The sequence below is a fragment of the Algihabitans albus genome, assembly GCF_003572205.1.
Classification (GTDB): Bacteria; Pseudomonadota; Alphaproteobacteria; order Kiloniellales; family DSM-21159; genus Algihabitans; species Algihabitans albus.
In genome coordinates this window covers 57,789-74,862 of sequence record NZ_QXNY01000006.1, presented here as the reverse complement: position 1 = coordinate 74,862, position 17,074 = coordinate 57,789, and the positions used below count along the sequence as shown (strand labels likewise).

Sequence of the window (17,074 nt, the reverse complement as noted above, 5' to 3'; positions counted from 1 at the left end):
CGCAGACGCCGTGCCTTGACTGCCTGTCGATCATCTTTCGTCCCTTCCAAAAAGGGACGAGGGCGGATGGCGGGTAAAGCGAACGCCGGACCCGTCACCGGAACACCCCGTCCGGTTCACGTCGTATCGTGCTGGCAGGTCTCCCGGCTTGCGGATATCGGGGCCTTTCGGCCCCGGCGGTCACCCAGCCTTCCCAGCCATCTTCGGCCAGTGGCAGTGGGCGACCTCTCCGGTCACGGTCGCGGGGGCGGCTGCGCTTGAGTCACCCTGAGGTGGACTCTGTCGCATTCCCTTTTCACCTGTCGTTGACAGGCACCAGCACCTCCTGCAATGCGTGATAAGACACTGTCTTGTCAAGCACGGGAGAGGCCGCCATGGACGACGTGAACGCGCATCACCGGCAAAGAATGAAGAAGATCAAGGCCGCCCGTGACCGGATGATGGAAAGCAAGACCGAGGAAAAAGGGCTGATCATCGTCCATACCGGCGCCGGCAAGGGCAAGTCCTCCTCCGGCTTCGGCATGATCATGCGCTGTATCGCGCACGACATGCCCTGCGCGGTCGTACAGTTCATCAAGGGAACCTGGGCCACGGGCGAACGCGATTTTCTGCGCCAGAACTTCGCGGATCAGTGTCGCTTCATCGTCTCCGGCGAGGGCTTCACCTGGGAAACCCAGGATCGCGACCGGGACATCGCCGCCGCCCGGGCGGGTTGGGAGGCCGCGAAGACCTTGATCCGCGACCCCGCCGTTCGCATGGTCCTGCTGGACGAGATCAACATCGCCCTGCGCTACGACTACCTGGATACCGGCGAGGTCGTCGCATTCCTGACACGAGAGAGGCCGGAGATGACCCACGTCGTTCTGACCGGCCGCAACGCCAAGCCGCAGGTGATCGAGATTGCGGACCTGGTCACCGAGATGACCCTCGTGAAGCACCCCTTTCGCGCCGGCATCAAGGCCCAGCCCGGCGTGGAGTTCTGACGGTGCGGGACTCTCCTCGACCGTCCGCCGCGCATGCCGGCGCCCTCTCCCGCCGCGCCGAGTGAGTCCGGGCGTGGCGCGGGCCTTGATGATCCAGGGGACCGGCTCGAACGTCGGCAAGTCGCTGCTGGTCGCCGGGCTCTGCCGCGCCGCGCGGCGGCGCGGAGTGCGAGTCGCTCCCTTCAAGCCTCAGAACATGTCGAACAATGCCGCGGTGACGGTCGAGGGCGGCGAGATCGGGCGTGCCCAGGCCCTGCAGGCGCTCGCCAGCGGCCTGCAGCCTCGGGTCGACATGAATCCGGTCCTGCTCAAGCCGGAAACCGACGTGGGGGCCCAGGTCGTGGTCCTGGGACAACGGGTGACGAACGTGCTCGCGCGCGACTACGCGGCCCTCAAGCCCCGGCTGCTGGAGCAGGTGCTCGCGAGCTTTGCACGCATGAAGGACGAATACGATCTGGTCGTGGTCGAAGGCGCCGGCAGCCCGGCCGAGGTCAATCTGCGCCAAGGCGACATCGCCAACATGGGGTTTGCGCGCGCCGCCGGCGTGCCGGTGATCCTGGCCGGGGACATCGAGCGGGGCGGCGTGATCGCGCAACTGGTCGGCACGCAGGCGGTGATCGATCCGGCCGATGCCGCCACCGTCGCCGGGTTTCTGATCAATCGCTTTCGCGGCGATCCGCGCTTGTTCGACGAGGGCTACCGCGTCATCGAACGCTCCACCGGTTGGCCGGGATTCGGCGTTCTGCCTCACTTTCCCGAGGCCTGGCGCCTGCCGGCCGAGGATGCCCTCGACCTGCCGGAAAGCCCTGGCAGCGAGGGCCTGAAGGTGGTTTGCCTGGCGCTGTCGCGCATCGCCAACTTCGACGATCTGGATCCCTTGATCCAGGAACCGGGTGTTGCCTTGACCATGCTGAGGCCCGGCCGCGTGCTTCCCGGAGATACCGACCTCGTGATTCTCCCAGGCAGCAAGTCCACCCGTGGCGATCTGGAGTTCCTGCGCGCGCAGGGCTGGGACGTGGATCTGGCCGCCCATCGGCGGCGCGGCGGCCGGATCCTGGGCATCTGCGGCGGCTACCAGATGCTGGGTCGGATTCTGCGGGATCCCGAGGGCGTCGAGGGACCGCCGGGCGAGACGCAGGGGCTGGGCCTGTTGGAGATCGAGACCGAGATGACGCCGCGCAAGCGCCTGGGCGAGACGCAGGCCGTCCACTGCGCCACCGGCCAGGAGTTCCAGGGCTACGAGATCCATATGGGCCGCAGCCACGGACCCGATCGGACCCGGCCCTTCGCCGCCGTCGCGGGCCGGCCCGAGGGCGCGGTCAGTCCGGACGGACAGGTCAGCGGCAGTTACCTGCATGGGATGTTCCGCAACGATGCCTTCCGGGCGGCCTATCTGAACGCGCTGGGGACGGCAAGCGACGCGCGCTCCTACGACGCGGCGGTGGACCGCACGCTGGACGGCCTGGCCGACCATATGGAAACGCACTTGGATGTGACGGCGCTGCTCGCTCTGGCACGGTGATGCCTGTCTCGGGGTAGAAATCGGGCCCCGACGGCAATCTCTTTCTCAAATCGCCCCCTCCGGTCAAACCAGGACGGCAATCGCTAAGAGAAAGGCGAGAGCGCCGATGGCGCGCCGGAACAGCGCGAGACCCCGGGCCAGATCGCCTGGAGCGGGATCCGCCGCGCCACCGTTCAGCCAAGGCTCGCTCGAGAGCCGCGTCCCATAGCTGCGCGGGCCCGAGAGTCTGACCTCGAGGGCACCGGCCATGGCGGCCTCCGGCCAACCCGCGTTGGGCGAGCGATGCCGTCTCGCATCGCGCAGCATGCAGAGCAGTGCCGAACGCGGTCGTGTCGAGACGAGTGCGAACAGCAGTCCGGTGGCTCTTGCCGGGATCAGGTTTGCCAAATCGTCGAGCCGCGCCGCCGCCCAGCCGAAGGCGCCATGGCGCTCGGTGCGATGCCCGATCATCGAGTCCAGCGTGTTGATGGCCTTATAGGCCGCCACGCCGGGCAGCCCCAGCAATAGCCCCCAGAAAATCGGCGCGACGATCCCGTCGGAGCTGTTTTCGGCCAGACTTTCCAGGGTCGCCCGTGCGATCCCCTCCCGATCGAGCCGCTGCGGATCGCGGCCGACGATCATGGCGACGGCTTGGCGCGCCGCCGGCAGGTCGCCGGTCAGGAGAGGCCGCAGCACCGCCCCCACATGGCTGTGCAAGGAGCGCGTGGCGATCAACGGCCAGGCCAGCAGACCGGCCAAGGCGGTGCCGAGAGGACCCTCGGGCAACAAAGCCGTCAGCAGCCCGGCGACGGCGACCGTTGTTCCCACCGTGATCGAGACCGCGAGAAGGCCCGCCGCGCGCCGGACTGCGGCTGACCGGTTTTCCCGGTTGAGGCGCCTGTCCAGGGTTGCGATCAGCGCACCGATCCAGGTGACCGGATGGCCGATCCGCACATGCAACCGGGCAGGCCAGCCGATCAGCGCCTCCAGCACGAGGGCAATCAGCATGACGGCGGCGGCGCTCATGCCACCCCGCGCCGGCCAGGGCGGGGCGCGGTCCCAAGATCCATTCGCTGCGCCCTAACCTTGGCAAACCGGTGCCAGGCCACGGCGGCCCGGCAGGTTCGGTGCGGCTGCGTAGATGCGAGAGCGCCGGACAAACTTCACCTTTCCTTGACGCGATGTTTCTGCTTTCTCACGTGGCCATGGGAAAGTCGATACTCGTAACCGGCGGTGCACGGTCGGGGAAGAGCGCCATCGCGGAGCGGCTGGCGCTCGGCCTGGGACCGCACCCGATCTACATTGCCACTGCCGAGGCCCACGACCGGGAGATGGCGGAGCGGATCGCCGCGCATCGGGCCCGCCGCGGTCCGGAGTGGACCACCCGCAACGCCCCCCTCGACCTGGCCGCGGCACTTCGAGCCACCGACGGAGCCGGCCCGCGGCTGGTGGACTGCCTGACGCTCTGGCTGACCAACATCATGCTATCCGAACAGGACTGGCAGGCCGCCGCGCGCCTCCTGACCGACACCCTTGGCCGTCAGGAGGCGCCGGTGATTCTGGTAACCAACGAGGTCGGCGCCGGCATCGTGCCGGAGAACGCCTTGGGCCGCGCCTTCCGCGACGCAGCCGGGCTGTTGAACCAGTCGGTGGCCGAAGTCTCGCAGGAGGTGTACCTGGCCGTGGCCGGGATTCCCATGAAGGTGAAGTAGCCGGCTCCACCCCATCGCCCTGGTGGCGACGCTATCTGTCCAGATAGGCCTCAAGTCCCTCGAGACCGGCCTCGATGAAAGTCTTCATCGCGGTAACGGCGGCCTCGTCGTTTTGCGCTTCGCTGGGGTAGTTGCCGGTATCGGCCCGAAAGAAGTTGGCGCGCCAGGTGACGCGAGATCCGTCTCCGTTGGGCGCGACACTGATGGTGTTGCTGTAGAAACTCGCCGGGAAAACCTCGATATCCTCCCGCTTCAGGCGGTAGGCGTAGCTCATCTCGGTCTCGTTGATGTCGTCGATCCCCTCGACGACTTGGCCGCCGCCCTCGAAAACCAGCGTCCGTTGAGCGCCTCTCTCGCGATCGCCGTCGAGCGGAGACTCGGCGATCCGGGGATGCCAGATCGCCACGGAGGAGAAATCGCCAACGACGGCCCAGACCTCTTCCGGTGCAGCGGCGAGATCGGCCTGTAGCGTCAGCCGCTGCGGCGTCGGACCATGTGCCCAGGCCGAGGACATGAAGAAAGCGAGGGAGCAAAGCGTGGCGAGGCTGAGGACAAGTCTCATCGAGGTCTTCCTGTTGCTTCGGTCGGGGAGGACGGGCGCCGCCAACGGTGACGGCGAAGCGCCGAGAGCGCGTAGGAGAAGAGGGCGAGAGCGAGGGCCGCTGCGGCTGGCGCCCAGGCGACTCCCATAGGCGCCAAGATGCGGCGCGGTTCCGTGTGGCGCGAAAGCGCGGCCAGAAAAGCTTCGCCGCCCAGTTCCGCATCGAAGTAGGCAAGCCCGACCGACGCCGCGAGTGCCTGAAGGTAGGCGGCCTGGAGTGCGCTGAGATGTTCCCTTCGCGCCAGATCGGTCTCTCCGTCGAGATCGCTGCTCGGATGATATCCGGGACGGGTCGCGGCGTCGGCGGACGGCAAGCTGCCGCGCCGCGGATACTGCTGAACGTCGTCCTGCTCGAAGACTCCGGTTTCGCGGCCCGTGTCGTCGTATCTGGGGATCGGCACGGGCGTCGTCCCTCCGACACCGAGAATCAGTCCGCCGACGTCGTTCGGATCTCCGGCGTAGCCGGGAATCCCCGACCGGGGGAGCGGTGGCGCTTCATGCCCGTCGGTCAGAAAGACGAGATCGACGCCGAGGTTCACCGCACGCGCCAGGGCATGGTGCAGGGCCTGCACGACGAAGCTATCGCCCTCCCAGGCCATGCGCCAGGTGAGCGTGGAGATCGCCTCGGTCAGCGGCGCATAGTTCTCGCAGATCTCGATCGGCTCGATAAAGGTCAGGCTGCGCCGTTCGGCGAAGATCGCAAGGCCCGCGCGCGAACCGCAGGGCAGCGTCGAAAGCAGTTTCGGGAGGACGTCCTTGACGTGGTCGAGCCGGCTTGCGGGGCGGCCGCCCACGGTCATGTCGCGCGCGTTCATGCTCTGCGTCACATCGACGACGAAAAGTACGTCGCGCAAGGCACGTTCACGGGTCAGGCGCGGTTCGAAGGCGGCGAGCGTCGCCAGTAGGCAGGCGGCGGCAAGGACCAGAAAGACGGCGTCGGGCCGGCGGTAGGTCACGGTCCACCCCGCGGCAATCCCGGCAGATCGGTCCAGACCCTGCGGGGTCGGGCCTCTGGGTCGCCGGTCTCGTCCCCGTCGCCCCGCGGCAGATCGCGTACGAGCCGCATGGAGATGTCGAGATTGACTTTGGCGTCGTAGCGGCCCGGATCGGCGGCGAGCGCCGCACGATAGGCCACCTTGGCGAGGGCGACCTCGGGAATCGCCTCGTTGAGACGCGCCGTCTCGATCAGCGTGAAGGCGCGCCGCAGACGCGCATTGCCGAGAGTGAGGCGATAGCCGGCTTCGAGTTCCGGAACGCCGGCGCGGACGAGCCGGACACCGAGAACCTCTGCCTCCGTGATCCGGTCCCGCGAGAGCAGATGGAGAGTGCGGGCATGGAGCAACGCAGGCGCGGCGTCCGGCTCGACCGCGACATCCCGCCCGGTGGCGAGGGCGCGGATGTCGGCGTCGGCGAGTTTGGCCGCGATCAACGCGACGCCGTTGACCGCCAGGCCGACCAGCCCGGCGACGAGCAGACCGGACCAGAGGTAGAGTCCGAGCCGGCGGCGGCCGTTCCACAGCCATATGCCGAACCTGGAGGCCAGCCGGTCCACCCCCCTCACCGCTTGCCTCCAGGCTCGGCGATCAGCGGTCGCGACTGCCGCGCGGCCAAGGGGCGCTCGAGCAAGCGGGCAAGTGCCAACAGGGCAAGACAGGCGGCAGCCGCGCCATAGGCCAAGCCGGACAGGTCGCGACGCGGCACCCGTTCACGATAGATCAGCGGGCGGCGTTCGAGGCTGCTGATCTCCTCGATGGCCTCGGCCACGGCCTCCGGATTCTCCGCTTCGAAGGCACGGTAGGGAACGCCGAGACGCTGCAGGAAAAGGTGCAGGTGGCGCTCCGGACGGAGCTGAGGACTGTCGATCTCGTCCGCCGCCGGCGGCTCGAAGATCCCCTTGGAGCCTTCGCTGCGCAGATACAGCCAATAGAGGTTGGCCGCCTTCTGCGTAGCCTCGGCCTGCAAGAACCGCTGGACGTCGCGCGCGATCACGCCGGCGCCGTCCGAGACGAGCAGGAGCGCGCGCGAGGCACCGCCGGAGTCCTCGCCGAACAGCGAGAAGGCCATCGCCAGCCCGCGTCCGACATCGGTCTGAGAGAGTCCCGGCTCGTCGATGCCGGATACCGCGCCGCGAACCGCCTCGCGCCGGTTCGTCATCGGCAGGAACAACATCGGAGAGGTCGAGAAGGCGGCGACACCGATACGATCGTGCGGCCGGCTCTCCAGAAAATCGAGTAGCAGCCGACGCGCAGCGGCGGCCTTGGATTCCTGCGCGCTGTCGGGGCGGCGGTTCGCGAAGGTGTTGTCCATGCTCCCCGAGCGATCGATCAAGAGAACCAGATGTGCCCCCTGCCCCGTGCGCTCGGCCAGGCCGCCAGCGAGATGCAGGCCCGCTAGACCGAGCACCAGGGCGAAGATCGCCGTCGCGCCCGCCAGCCGCAAAGCCCCGTCGACGGCCAAGGACAGCGGGTCCGCAGGCGCGGCATCGAGCCGCGGATGGCCGGACCGGCGCAGCATCCGCACGACGAAGGGGAGCGCGGCACAGAGCGCGAGCGCGAGCAGCCAGGGACGGTCGAAAGCCAGCATCAGCCGCGCCCTCGCTCGATGGCCGCGAGCCGGTCCGCGAGACCGGCGATCTCGGGAAGGGCCGTCTCGGGGACCGCGATCGCGGGGTCGGCCTGGCGCCGGGCGTCCGTAGCGGCGAAGAAGAGAACCGCCGATAGCTGGAAGAACCGCTGAAGCTGCTCGCGCAAGGGCGCAAATTCCGGTCGCCCGGTGAGAAAGACGTCCAGATCGGCGCCGAGAAGCGGGCGCCTGAACGTGCCGTCGAGCCCGCGATGGACGGCGAGGCACATGGGGCGCAAAGGCACCTCTCCCGACACGCGCGCGAGGCGCCGGACCTGACGCTGCGCCACGGCCAAGGGGCGGGCGGAGCGGCGGTGGAAGGGTGGCCAGGCTTGATGCCAGGTCAAGCCGATGGCCCCGAAGAGAGCGAGCAGAGCCGAGACGGCCGTGGCAATCTCTTCGCGTTGGGCGACGATGCCCACATAGCCGTCGTCGGGCAGCAACTGATCGGGTGTGGTCGGCGCGAGGATGGGCCGGATCGGCGAGGTGAAGAAACTCCAGGCCGGCACCTCGAGGTCGCGCGCGCCCTCCGGACCATTCACGCGGAGCAGATAGGCCGGCACCTCCAACCGCTTCGGCTCGAGCGGGGCGTAGAAAGTCTGGTAGAGCGTCGTAATCTCCAGCGCCCGCCCGCCCGCCCTTTCGACCGACGCGACCGCGACCTCGCGCAGATCGAGCCAGTAGGTCACGGATCGCGGCCGTGGCAGAGTGGAGCGGTCGAGCGCGTGACCTTCCGGCAAAGTGAGAAAGATGCGATGGGTCAGCCGGTCGCCGATCCAGTAAGCGTGTTCGCGCGGAGGCGCGACGTCGAGTGTCGTTTCGGCGACCGCCTCCGCAGGCAGCGCAAGAGTCGCGAGAAGGAGCGTGGTTGCGAGCCTCATGCGGGCTCCGTCGCCAAGGCCGCAACGAAGGCCTCGGTATCGATCCGATCGACGACTTCGATCGGACGCCGGCCGAAGGCGGCGAAGACCTCGGCGGTTGCGGCGCGGCACTCGGCCCGCCTGCGGGCGTAGGCGCGCGCATAACCCGGGCGCATCAACAAGGTTCGTGCGGCGCCCGTCTCCGGATCGAGGATGTCGCAGAGACCGAAGCGCCCGCTCACGTCGTCGAGGCCGCTGTCGCGGAGCCAGATCGGCCAGAGCGCATGGCCGTCAAGCAGCGTGAGCAGTCGCGAGAGCATCTCCGGCGGCATCTCGAAATCGGAAATGAGGAAGGTCAGCGTCCGCCGGGCCGGGATTTCTGCGGCCAACTCGGTGAGCGTCTCGATGCCCTGACCCGAGGGCTCCAAGGTATCGAGCAACGCACGGGTTTCGACGCCCAGCCCGGAATAGCGCAGAGGCGGCCGGAGCAGCGGGGGCAGGTCGCCCCCCCGCGCGGCAGCCAGCGCGAAGCGGTCGCCCGTCCTTACCGCCCCTTGCGCGACCGCACCGCCGAGCAAAGCGGCGAGCGCCCAACGGTCGCCGGCCCCCGCGACGGCGAGCGATGCCGAGAAGTCCATCAAGGCATGGACCGTCACGGCCGCCGGCACCTCGAAGCGGCGCACGTGAATCGTGCCGAAGGGATCGCGGAGCGAGCGGCGAAGGTCGATTCGACGCGGATCGGGGTGGGTGAGCAGCGGCGCGGTATCCGCGAAACGCGCCCCGGCGCCGCGTTGACGTCCGCGATGCGCGCCCGGCCGCCCCCCCGCGAAGCGCGCCCGCAGTTGGTAGGCGATGGCGTCGAACAGCGCAAACTCGGCAGCGGTCGTCATCTCGGATCCGCGGTCGCAGGCGCCGGGACGCGTGCGAAGACGGCGTCGACCAGCGCGGGCATAATCTCCTCCCGACGGCTCTCGTAGACCGGAGAGAGGAAGGTCCGATGAACCATAACGGGGATGAAGACGGCGCGCACGTCCTCCGGAAGGACCATGTCCCGGCCTTCCAGCCAGGCAGTGCAGCGCGCGGCCCGCACGAGCGCCGAGATCCCGCGTGGACTCGCCCCGCCGCGGATCAGCCGGGCCATGTCGACCCCCTCGATCTCGATGCCCGCCGCCCCCGGCTCGCGCAGCGCCTCCCAAAGGGCGAAGACATAGGTCTCCAGCGCCTCTGTGGTGGCGACCGCCTCCTGGATCCGCCGGGCAATCGCGTCGAGTTCCCGATACGGCAGTGTCTTCGCCGGAACCTCGGCGACGAGCGCGTCCACATCGTGGTAGCGCGTGTCGAAGGCCAACGCCCGACGGTCGCGGGGGTCGGTCGGCACCGCAACCGCGATTTCCATGAAGAAGCGGTCGCGCGCGGCCGCCGGCAATTCGAAGGTCTCGTCGCGCTCGATCTGATTGCGGTCGGCGAAGACCTGAAGATGGGGAAAATGATGCTCGGCCTGGAAGGCATTGACCCTGCGCTCGGCCATCAGGCGGAGCAAAAGCGAATGGACCTGCGGACGCGCACGGTTGATTTCGTTGAAAAAGAAGACCGAGAGGTCCTCTCCATGCTCGAGCACCGGTCCAGGCTCGACGCGCGGCCGCCCATCCTCGCCGATGAAGGCGGAATAGAGAAAGTCGCTCGGCATCATGTCGACCGTGCCTTCGACCCGGGTGAAGGGTCCACCGACGGCCTGCGCCACCGCGCGGAGCAGCGTCGTCTTGCCGACGCCGACATTCCCCTCGAGCAGCACATGGCCGCGGCAGAAGACGGCGGTGAGGATCAGCCGAATCACGCTCTGCTGGCCGATGATCGCACGTCCGATGGCCGCCTCGGCCGCAAGCGCCGATGCGCGCCACACGTCGAGCCCTCGGACCCTATCAACCCCCGAACCGATGTAGGAGGGCTCTTCTGTCGGTTCGATCACGGCCAGCTCCCGAAGCCGGGTGGCCGCGCGCGAAGACGGCGACGCGCGCGGCGTTGAAGCACTGGCCTCAGTTGGCGCCCGGAATTTTGGAGACGTCGTAGACGAACTCGCCCGTCTCCTTGAAGTGTTTCACCCGCATGGCGTTGCGCTCGTCCATGGCAGCGAGCGACTCGGCCTGCTTGCTGAGCTCCGCAGGATCATGCTGCGGATCGTACTTCGTGCCCTCGACCGTCTCGGGGTAGCCCGGCTTCGGCTCCCAGCAGTTTCCGGGTGCCGAACAGTTCGTGCCGTCGTAAGCCAGGGCGCCGGCACCGAAGGCGAGGCCCGCCGCAAGGCCGGCGGCGATCGCGAGAGTCCGTTTCATGGCATTTCCTCCTGTTGGTCGGTTTTTCGTTTGTCCGTTTACCGTTTCGCTTGCGGGCGGTCCGCAGATCCCGACCGCGCCGCGGCATTGTCCTCCACAGGCGGGCTCAGGAGCCCTCGCCCTCCTTCTTCTCGGCCTCGGAATCGAAAGGCTCGAAAGCCTCGCGCTGCTCGTTCGTCAGCCAGGTCGCCGTCTCGGGCGGACCCGTGTAGAGATGCCGCATCCAGGCCATCGAGAGCAGCATCTCGTCGAGCGTGAGCGCACCCCACATCGGACCCATCTGACCGCGCGCGCCCCCGTAGATCGTCGAGAAGAGGCCGACGTCGTCCTCGTTCTGCGGATAGGTCCAGTAGTCGTCATTGAGACCCGGCCCGATCTTTCCCTCCGCGTAGCGGCCGTGGCAGGCGGAGCACATGGTGGCGAAAACCTCCTCGGCCGAGCCGAGAAACTGCTCGTTCTCATTATAGATATTCTGTCCGATGGCCAAGAAGGTCTGCACCGCCTCTGTATCCTGGCCCTCCTCCATCGCGTAGGAGAGGTCCAGCGGGTAGCCTTCGGTCACATGGAAGAACTGAGGCGACGCTATGGCAGCGCCGGCACAGGCAAGGGTCACCAGCGCAAGGACGCCGGCGTAACGGGCGACGCGGACGGATCCGCTCGTCGAAGTGGCTCTCAATGGAACTCCACGCACATCAACTCTCCAGTGGCAGAAGGGGAACGCCTTCTTCTTCCAAGACGGCGCGGATCTCCGCAGCGCTCTCTTGAAGAGCCGCGTTGATCTCCTCGACGAGGTCCGGCACCCGCTTCGCCACGCCGATCGACTGGGCATAGGTCAGGGGAATGATCTTGCCGTCGAGGCGTTCGATGTCGTTTGTGATTATCTGCATCCGCAGTGGCGTGGAGGCCTTCGTCACATAGCGGGCGACGGCGGAGGCAAAGGCGATGGCCACGTCGGCATGGCCGTCGACCACTTCGGCGACGACCCGTTCGGCCGGCACGTTGATGTATTGGTTCCGCCGGGACTTGAAGTTGATCAACGAGCGGCTGTAGGCGAGATTGTTCTCGTACTTTCCGGAGTACTTCAGGATCGTTTCCGCCGGTGAGTGAAACCGATAGCTGAAGCGTTCGATACCGGCGGTATCGGCGTCCTGCCACTTCTCGCCGTCGAACCCGCGATCCTCGCGGCTGACGAAGACGTAGGACGTACGGTAATAGGGGATCGAAGTCAGCAGCCTGGGATCGTTCTGATCCACGCCCATCACGACGTCGCATTTGCCGTCATCGATACCGTCGCGCACGAGATAGATCGCCGCCTTGTCGATCCAGACGTGCTCGAGCTCGCGCCCCATCGCTTCCGCGACGATGCCGGCGATGCGGTTCTCGAACCCCGTCGCGTCGGCATCCGAAAAAGGAGCGTCCTGCGTCGACGAACAGACCCGCAGGGAGCCTTCAGCCTCCATATCCGTCGCCGGATCGGCTGCCGCTTCGAGCGTCGTGCCGGCTGCCGTCGCGGAAGCTGCGGCAACAAGCGCCGCGGCGGCCAGTCCCGCGCGCCTCATAACCTTGGAAATACCCATGGCATCATGTCTCTCGCTGCTGGGAGGAGCGGTTCCGTCGCGCCGCGACGCGACGGAACCGGCGGACCGGGGAAGGGGCACTTACCCTTCGTTCGGCTGGTACTCTCCAACGTTGGGATCGGAGTAGGGGCTCCGTCCGTCGAGCGAGAAGACCATGATACCGCCACCCATCTGGGTGTACTCCTGCAGCCGCTTGAAGGCACCGACCGACCCAAGTCCCGCCGTCGGATCCTGGAGATCGAAGACCAGACCGACGCCCGGCCAACCGCCCACGCCATAGTAGATGGCGATGTACTGCGTGCCGTCGTGCTCGTAGGTCATCGGGTGACCGATGGCCCCCGAGGGCAGGCGATACTTCCAGAGCAGATCGCCCGTGTCGCTGTCGCGCGCCTTGATGAAGCCGTCGAGCGTGCCGTAGAAGGTCAGCCCGCCGGCGGTCGCCATGGTGCCGCCCCAGACCGCGAAGCGCTCCATCACCTCCCATTTGAACTCGCCGGTGATGGCGTCGTAGGCCTTCACCTGACCGAGACCGAGATCGTTCTGCCGGTCGCCCTTGGGCCCGGGATACATCCAGAGCGTGGCACCGACGAAGAACTGACCCGCACGGTAGGGCAGCATGAAGGGCTCCCAATCCATGCAGATATGGTTCAGACCCATGAAGAAGAGCTGGCGCTCCGGGTCGTAGGAGTCATGGCCCTGGTTGTGATAGCCCATGGCCGAGGGGCAGATGTCGCGCGACTTGTGGTCCATGCGGGTGCCGAACTCGGGATCGCGCACCGGCAGGCCGGTGTCGAGCTGCACGGTCTTGGTCCAGTTCACCGTGTCGTCCACCTTGTCGGCGGACACGAGGTCCCCGGTGGTGCGGTCGAGGGTGTAGACGATCCCGTTGCGATCGGGATGCGTCAGCAGCTTGCGCATGTTGCCGTCCTTGTCCTCCTGCTCGGACAGCATCATCACGTTCACCCCGGCATAATCCCACTCGTCGTGAGGCGTCTTCTGGTAAGCGAACCTCGCCATGCCGTCGTCCGGGTCGCGCCCCCAGATCGAGTTGGTCCACTTGTTGTCGCCAGGGCGCATGGTCTCGTTCCAGGGCGCGGCGTTCCCCGAACCGTAGTAAAAGGTGTCCTCGTCGGGGTCGTAGGCGTACCAGCCCCAGTTGGTGCCGCCACCGATCTTCCAGGCGTCGCCTTCCCACGTGTCGAGGCCCAGTCCCCATTGGCCGTAGTGCGGGTTGGGCGCATTGAAGTCGGCGCTGAGACGCATGTCCTCGTCCGGGCCCGTCGCGAAGGCGCGCCACACCTGCTCGCCGGTCTTGACGTTGTAGGCGGTGACGTAGCCGCGCACGCCGAGCTCGGCGCCCGAGGAACCGACGATCACGTTGTCCTTGATCACATAGGGCGCGATGGTGAGCGTCGAGCCGACCTTGATGTCGGAATTCTCCATCACCCACCGGGTCTCGCCGGTCTCGGCACTCATCGCCATGATGTGGCCGTCGAGCTGGGTGCGGAAGATCAGCGGCTCGACCTCGTCGTCGCCGGGCCAGTAGGCGAGACCGCGGTTGACCACATCGCAGCAGGCGACCGAACGTGCGGTCGGGTTCTGCTTCGGCTTGTTTTGCCAGATGATTTTACCCGGCTCGTTCAGGTCGAGCGCGAAAGTCGTGTTCGGAAAGGGCGAGTGAACGTACATCACGTCGCCTATCACCAGCGGCGTGCCTTCGTGCCCGTGCAGAACGCCGGTGGAGAACGACCAGGCCGAGCGCAGCTCGGTGACGTTCTCGCTATTGATCTGGTCCATCTCGGAGTAGTTGTTCGCGCTGTAATCCCGGCCCGTCATCACCCAGTTGCTTGGGTCCTTCGCCAGTTCGACGAGCGCGTCGTTGGCAAAGGCAGGACTCGCGGTCAGTGCGGGCGCTGCAATGAAGGCAGCCAGCGTGAGTGCCGGCATCGGTGACGTCTTTCTCATGCTCATGGGCGTCGTTCCCTATCGCCTATGACTGCCGACTTCTCACCACCAGGAGGGCGCCGGGTCGGTTTGGAGCCAACCCGCGAACGCTCCCCCCGCTGTCGGGCCGGAGCCTGTTGCCGGCGCCCGAAAGGCCATTCACGCGTTGCGCCGGTCCGGGTATCTAAGCGCACCTGTCCGGCTGCTGTCTTTGGGATGTCGACCCGATGTATGCGGGGAAAATTGCCCGGTCCGCTGAAGAAAACTGCCCGGATTTCCGAAAAGTCACGCGGTCTCGTAATGACAGAGTAGAAAATTTGGTGTTATACTTAAGATAGTTAAGCCCAAAAGGCCCGGCGAACCAAAAAAAACGGGTAAGTGGCTCGGGGGAAGACGTCATGCGACGCGATCCGTCAGCGGTTGTCGCTGAGATCACGGTCGATTCTGTCGTCTCCGCGTGCGACGACAGCACGGTCGTGAACGATTGTACCGGTACCGAAGTCTCAAGCCCCTCGGCAAGAGCAGCTGCCGCGGAGAAGAGCTATCGGCTGCGCATCTCACGGCCAGGATGTCGACCGACTCATCCTTGCGCTCCGGTGCGCGAGCAAGCTGCGGCCTGCCGGCAGACGGTAGGCCGAGGACTTTCCAAACACAGCTTCTCCGGCATACCTCCGACAGGCTCCGCAGGTCTCAGGCGTGCGCGCGCCGGTCACGCGCGCCTGAATGACGTAGATCGGGGCCAAGAGAACCTCGGCGTCGGTGCCACGAGTCCCAGAATCTCGGCCTCAGGGTACCGGTCATGACGGACCAGGGCTTGCCGCTGACACATCTGCCGGCGACAAGAGGCGCGGCTGCCGGCGATCGGCAGCGTCACATCTCTCTCCGGGCTTTGGCCATAGTCCTTGTCGCCGGGGTCAGCCTTCTGCTTTGCATCGTCGTTTCCTCCATCCTGGTTCTGAACGCACGCATCGCAACCAACAAGGAGATAACCGGCGCCTTTCGCCTCGCGCAGACCTATGTCGGCGCCCGCATGGAGTTGCTCTCGAGCGCCAACGATCCGATGGGCGAAGCGTCGAAACTCGCCGGCGAGGTCGACCGGGTCAATCATGTCGCCGCCATGCTGCTGCTGTACCCCGGCAGCGAACGCGCCGACCCGCCATCGCAGTCGGAGCCGGACCGGACTGACGCGCCGGAGGCGCCCGATTGGTTTGTCGGACTGATCGAGGCCGACAGGTTTTCGGTCGACTTCCCGGTGGTCAAGGATGCGGCCACTCCCGATGCGATCCGCCTCGGTGCGATCCGCTTGACCAGTGATGCCAGGGACGAGATCGCCGAAGTCTGGGTCGATTTCCGCATCATCCTGCCGGCCATCCTCGCGGCCGGCGCGATTTCGCTTACGATATCCCTCCTGCTGGTCTTCGGCATCCTGCGCCGTATCGGGGCCTGCACCGAAGCCTTGAAGGCTATTCGCCGAGGCGATCTCAGTGCGCGCGTCCCGTCCCAGGAGTTGCCGGAATTCGCCGCCCTCGCCAGCGGGATCAACGACCTCGCCGCCCACCTCGGCGCCGAGCGAGCGGAGAACCGGCACCTGCTCGGCCGCCTCGTCACCCTGAGCGAGAGCGAGCGTCGCCGGGTGGCGAGCGATCTGCATGACGGTATGGGCCCCTGCTTCTTCGCCCTCAACGCTGCCCTGCACGAGGCCCGAAACCTTGCAGCGCTGTTACCGAATGCGGTGACGCCGAAGCAAAATCTGGAGGCGGCGCTGTCGGCGCTGGCCCGCCACGCCACCTCGCTACAGCACCAGAGTCGCGCGGTGATGTCCGATCTTCGCCCGATGCTCACGAACGACATGACGCTTGCCGACGCGCTCGCGGACCTCGCGGTAAACTTCCTCGACATCGCTCCGGCCGCACGCGTCTCGCTCACGGTCAGCGAGGGCTGCCCCGACAGTTTCGACGAGCTTGTCGATCTCTCGATCTACCGGTTCGCGCAGGAGAGCGTTCTGAACGCGATCAAGCACGGCGCGGCAAACCGGATCGCGATCGATATGATCTGGTCGCCCGCAGATATGCCGCCGGGCACGCCACTGGATACGCCATCGGGCCTGACCGTGACCGTGACCGACAACGGGTCGGGCCCGCACTATCCAGACGTCTCACCGAGCTACGGTCAGATCGGCATCACCGACCGGACCAAGGCGCTCGGCGGTACCTACAAACGCCCGGTCCGGATGCAAGAAGGCGTCGTCACCGAGATCTGGATCCCATGCCGGTCCCTGGGAGGACAAGAATGCCGAGGGTCTTAATCGTCGATGATCACCCTGTCGTGGCCGAGGGATGGGGACGCATCGTCCGTGCCGCCGGTGCATGCGAGGTCTTCGCCGCACACTCTCCACTGATGGGCCTGCGTGCCTATCGCGAGGAAAGGCCCGACCTTCTCATCGTCGACCTCTCCTTCGGGTTCAACAAGTTCGCGGGCGTCAAGCTCATCCGGCGGCTGCGCCGGCACGATCCGGAAATTCCGGTGCTCGTGTTTTCGATGCACCGCAGCGCCATTATCGCCCGCCGGGCGCTCGAAGCGGGCTCGAACGGCTTCGTAAACAAGGACGCGCCGCCCGAGGAAATCGACCTCGCCTTCCGGTCCTTGAGTCAGGGCGAGTGCTACGTATCGGCCGATATCGCAACCAAGATCGCGCTGCTCAACCGACCGGGCGGAAACGGCAACGGCTCCGCTCTGACGCCGCGCGAACTCGAGATCCTGGGGTTTGTCGCCGAGGGGAAATCCTATAACGAAATCGCGGAGGAGGTCTGCATCAGCTACAAGACGGTCACGAACACCTGCTACACGCTGCGCGGCAAGCTCAATGCGACGAACATGCCGGATCTCGTCGTGAAGGCCATCGAGTACTTCGACTGCTGACGCGGCGGCGATGAGCCGGGTCTCC

At 66.7% G+C, this 17,074-nt stretch carries 17 protein-coding genes and 1 riboswitch; of the genes, 5 read left to right on the top strand and 12 right to left on the bottom strand.

Features of this window, described 5'->3' with window-relative positions; all coding sequences use genetic code 11:
- Nucleotides 1–116: 116 nt before the first annotated feature.
- A riboswitch (cobalamin riboswitch) is annotated at nucleotides 117–335 on the bottom strand.
- A gap of 39 nt (nucleotides 336–374) precedes the next feature.
- Entirely contained in the window at nucleotides 375–983 is a 609-nt protein-coding gene (gene cobO / locus DBZ32_RS17105; protein ID WP_119168466.1) for a cob(I)yrinic acid a,c-diamide adenosyltransferase, read from the top strand.
- 88 nt (nucleotides 984–1,071) lie between these two features.
- Nucleotides 1,072–2,505: a cobyric acid synthase gene (locus DBZ32_RS17100; protein WP_119168863.1), complete on the top strand. Its 1,434-nt coding sequence runs from the start codon at nucleotides 1,072–1,074 to the stop codon at nucleotides 2,503–2,505.
- A 63-nt stretch (nucleotides 2,506–2,568) separates the two neighbouring features.
- Here the strand turns inward: DBZ32_RS17100 and cbiB are convergent, their stop codons facing one another.
- Nucleotides 2,569–3,510 (bottom strand): adenosylcobinamide-phosphate synthase CbiB, encoded by a 942-nt coding sequence (cbiB, locus tag DBZ32_RS17095; RefSeq protein WP_119168465.1) that lies wholly within the window; start codon nucleotides 3,508–3,510, stop codon nucleotides 2,569–2,571.
- A 155-nt stretch (nucleotides 3,511–3,665) separates the two neighbouring features.
- Between cbiB and cobU the strand changes: the two genes are divergently transcribed.
- Nucleotides 3,666–4,196 carry a bifunctional adenosylcobinamide kinase/adenosylcobinamide-phosphate guanylyltransferase gene (gene cobU / locus DBZ32_RS17090; protein ID WP_235830248.1) on the top strand — a complete coding sequence of 177 codons (531 nt, stop codon included), beginning with the start codon at nucleotides 3,666–3,668 and terminating at the stop codon, nucleotides 4,194–4,196.
- A gap of 31 nt (nucleotides 4,197–4,227) precedes the next feature.
- Here cobU and DBZ32_RS17085 read toward each other — a convergent pair whose 3' ends face one another.
- The 11 genes from DBZ32_RS17085 to DBZ32_RS17040 all read right to left on the bottom strand — a co-directional run bounded on the left by DBZ32_RS17085 (nucleotide 4,228) and on the right by DBZ32_RS17040 (nucleotide 14,157).
- Complete coding sequence (locus tag DBZ32_RS17085) at nucleotides 4,228–4,758, bottom strand: SRPBCC family protein (RefSeq protein WP_208539284.1); 531 nt, start codon at nucleotides 4,756–4,758, stop codon at nucleotides 4,228–4,230.
- Complete coding sequence (locus DBZ32_RS22170; RefSeq protein WP_162906812.1) at nucleotides 4,755–5,753, bottom strand: vWA domain-containing protein; 999 nt, start codon at nucleotides 5,751–5,753, stop codon at nucleotides 4,755–4,757. The genes DBZ32_RS17085 and DBZ32_RS22170 overlap by 4 nt, the downstream gene beginning before the upstream one ends.
- A complete protein-coding gene (locus DBZ32_RS22165) occupies nucleotides 5,750–6,358 on the bottom strand; it encodes a hypothetical protein (RefSeq protein WP_162906811.1) in 609 nt (202 codons plus the stop codon). Before DBZ32_RS22165 ends, DBZ32_RS22170 begins: the two co-directional genes overlap by 4 nt.
- Nucleotides 6,355–7,380, bottom strand: a complete 1,026-nt coding sequence (locus DBZ32_RS17075) for a vWA domain-containing protein (RefSeq protein WP_119168463.1) — start codon at nucleotides 7,378–7,380, stop codon at nucleotides 6,355–6,357. The genes DBZ32_RS22165 and DBZ32_RS17075 overlap by 4 nt, the downstream gene beginning before the upstream one ends.
- On the bottom strand, nucleotides 7,380–8,300 hold the full coding sequence (locus tag DBZ32_RS17070; protein WP_119168462.1) for a nonribosomal peptide synthetase MxaA: 921 nt from the start codon (nucleotides 8,298–8,300) through the stop codon (nucleotides 7,380–7,382). Before DBZ32_RS17070 ends, DBZ32_RS17075 begins: the two co-directional genes overlap by 1 nt.
- Nucleotides 8,297–9,169 (bottom strand): DUF58 domain-containing protein, encoded by an 873-nt coding sequence (locus tag DBZ32_RS17065; RefSeq protein ID WP_119168461.1) that lies wholly within the window; start codon nucleotides 9,167–9,169, stop codon nucleotides 8,297–8,299. The genes DBZ32_RS17070 and DBZ32_RS17065 overlap by 4 nt, the downstream gene beginning before the upstream one ends.
- Entirely contained in the window at nucleotides 9,166–10,245 is a 1,080-nt protein-coding gene (locus DBZ32_RS17060; protein WP_235830247.1) for an AAA family ATPase, read from the bottom strand. The genes DBZ32_RS17065 and DBZ32_RS17060 overlap by 4 nt, the downstream gene beginning before the upstream one ends.
- Before the next feature lie 67 nt (nucleotides 10,246–10,312).
- Nucleotides 10,313–10,609 carry a methanol dehydrogenase gene (locus tag DBZ32_RS17055; RefSeq protein ID WP_119168459.1) on the bottom strand — a complete coding sequence of 99 codons (297 nt, stop codon included), beginning with the start codon at nucleotides 10,607–10,609 and terminating at the stop codon, nucleotides 10,313–10,315.
- A gap of 106 nt (nucleotides 10,610–10,715) precedes the next feature.
- Nucleotides 10,716–11,285: a cytochrome c(L), periplasmic gene (gene moxG / locus DBZ32_RS17050; protein ID WP_235830246.1), complete on the bottom strand. Its 570-nt coding sequence runs from the start codon at nucleotides 11,283–11,285 to the stop codon at nucleotides 10,716–10,718.
- Nucleotides 11,286–11,301: 16 nt separating this feature from the next.
- Nucleotides 11,302–12,186, bottom strand: a complete 885-nt coding sequence (moxJ, locus tag DBZ32_RS17045) for a methanol oxidation system protein MoxJ (protein WP_119168458.1) — start codon at nucleotides 12,184–12,186, stop codon at nucleotides 11,302–11,304.
- Between the two features lie 81 nt (nucleotides 12,187–12,267).
- Complete coding sequence (locus DBZ32_RS17040; RefSeq protein WP_119168457.1) at nucleotides 12,268–14,157, bottom strand: methanol/ethanol family PQQ-dependent dehydrogenase; 1,890 nt, start codon at nucleotides 14,155–14,157, stop codon at nucleotides 12,268–12,270.
- A gap of 772 nt (nucleotides 14,158–14,929) precedes the next feature.
- Here DBZ32_RS17040 and DBZ32_RS17035 point away from each other — a divergent pair.
- Complete coding sequence (locus DBZ32_RS17035; protein ID WP_119168456.1) at nucleotides 14,930–16,435, top strand: sensor histidine kinase; 1,506 nt, start codon at nucleotides 14,930–14,932, stop codon at nucleotides 16,433–16,435.
- The gene (locus DBZ32_RS17030) at nucleotides 16,396–17,049 is read left to right on the top strand and encodes a response regulator transcription factor (protein WP_119168455.1); all 654 of its coding nucleotides are present in this window, start codon (nucleotides 16,396–16,398) and stop codon (nucleotides 17,047–17,049) included. The genes DBZ32_RS17035 and DBZ32_RS17030 overlap by 40 nt, the downstream gene beginning before the upstream one ends.
- Nucleotides 17,050–17,074: the final 25 nt, after the last annotated feature.

Bases quoted from the DNA above. Each gene is read 5' to 3' on its own strand.
- cobO (WP_119168466.1), top strand. From the start codon at position 375: ATGGACGACGTGAACGCGCATCACCGGCAAAGAATGAAGAAGATCAAG.
- DBZ32_RS17100 (WP_119168863.1), top strand. From the start codon at position 1,072: ATGATCCAGGGGACCGGCTCGAACGTCGGCAAGTCGCTGCTGGTCGCC.
- cbiB (WP_119168465.1), bottom strand. From the start codon at position 3,510: ATGAGCGCCGCCGCCGTCATGCTGATTGCCCTCGTGCTGGAGGCGCTG.
- cobU (WP_235830248.1), top strand. From the start codon at position 3,666: ATGTTTCTGCTTTCTCACGTGGCCATGGGAAAGTCGATACTCGTAACC.
- DBZ32_RS17085 (WP_208539284.1), bottom strand. From the start codon at position 4,758: ATGAGACTTGTCCTCAGCCTCGCCACGCTTTGCTCCCTCGCTTTCTTC.
- DBZ32_RS17075 (WP_119168463.1), bottom strand. From the start codon at position 7,380: ATGCTGGCTTTCGACCGTCCCTGGCTGCTCGCGCTCGCGCTCTGTGCC.
- DBZ32_RS17070 (WP_119168462.1), bottom strand. From the start codon at position 8,300: ATGAGGCTCGCAACCACGCTCCTTCTCGCGACTCTTGCGCTGCCTGCG.
- DBZ32_RS17065 (WP_119168461.1), bottom strand. From the start codon at position 9,169: ATGACGACCGCTGCCGAGTTTGCGCTGTTCGACGCCATCGCCTACCAA.
- DBZ32_RS17055 (WP_119168459.1), bottom strand. From the start codon at position 10,609: ATGAAACGGACTCTCGCGATCGCCGCCGGCCTTGCGGCGGGCCTCGCC.
- moxJ (WP_119168458.1), bottom strand. From the start codon at position 12,186: ATGGGTATTTCCAAGGTTATGAGGCGCGCGGGACTGGCCGCCGCGGCG.
- DBZ32_RS17040 (WP_119168457.1), bottom strand. From the start codon at position 14,157: ATGAGCATGAGAAAGACGTCACCGATGCCGGCACTCACGCTGGCTGCC.
- DBZ32_RS17035 (WP_119168456.1), top strand. From the start codon at position 14,930: ATGACGGACCAGGGCTTGCCGCTGACACATCTGCCGGCGACAAGAGGC.
- DBZ32_RS17030 (WP_119168455.1), top strand. From the start codon at position 16,396: ATGCCGGTCCCTGGGAGGACAAGAATGCCGAGGGTCTTAATCGTCGAT.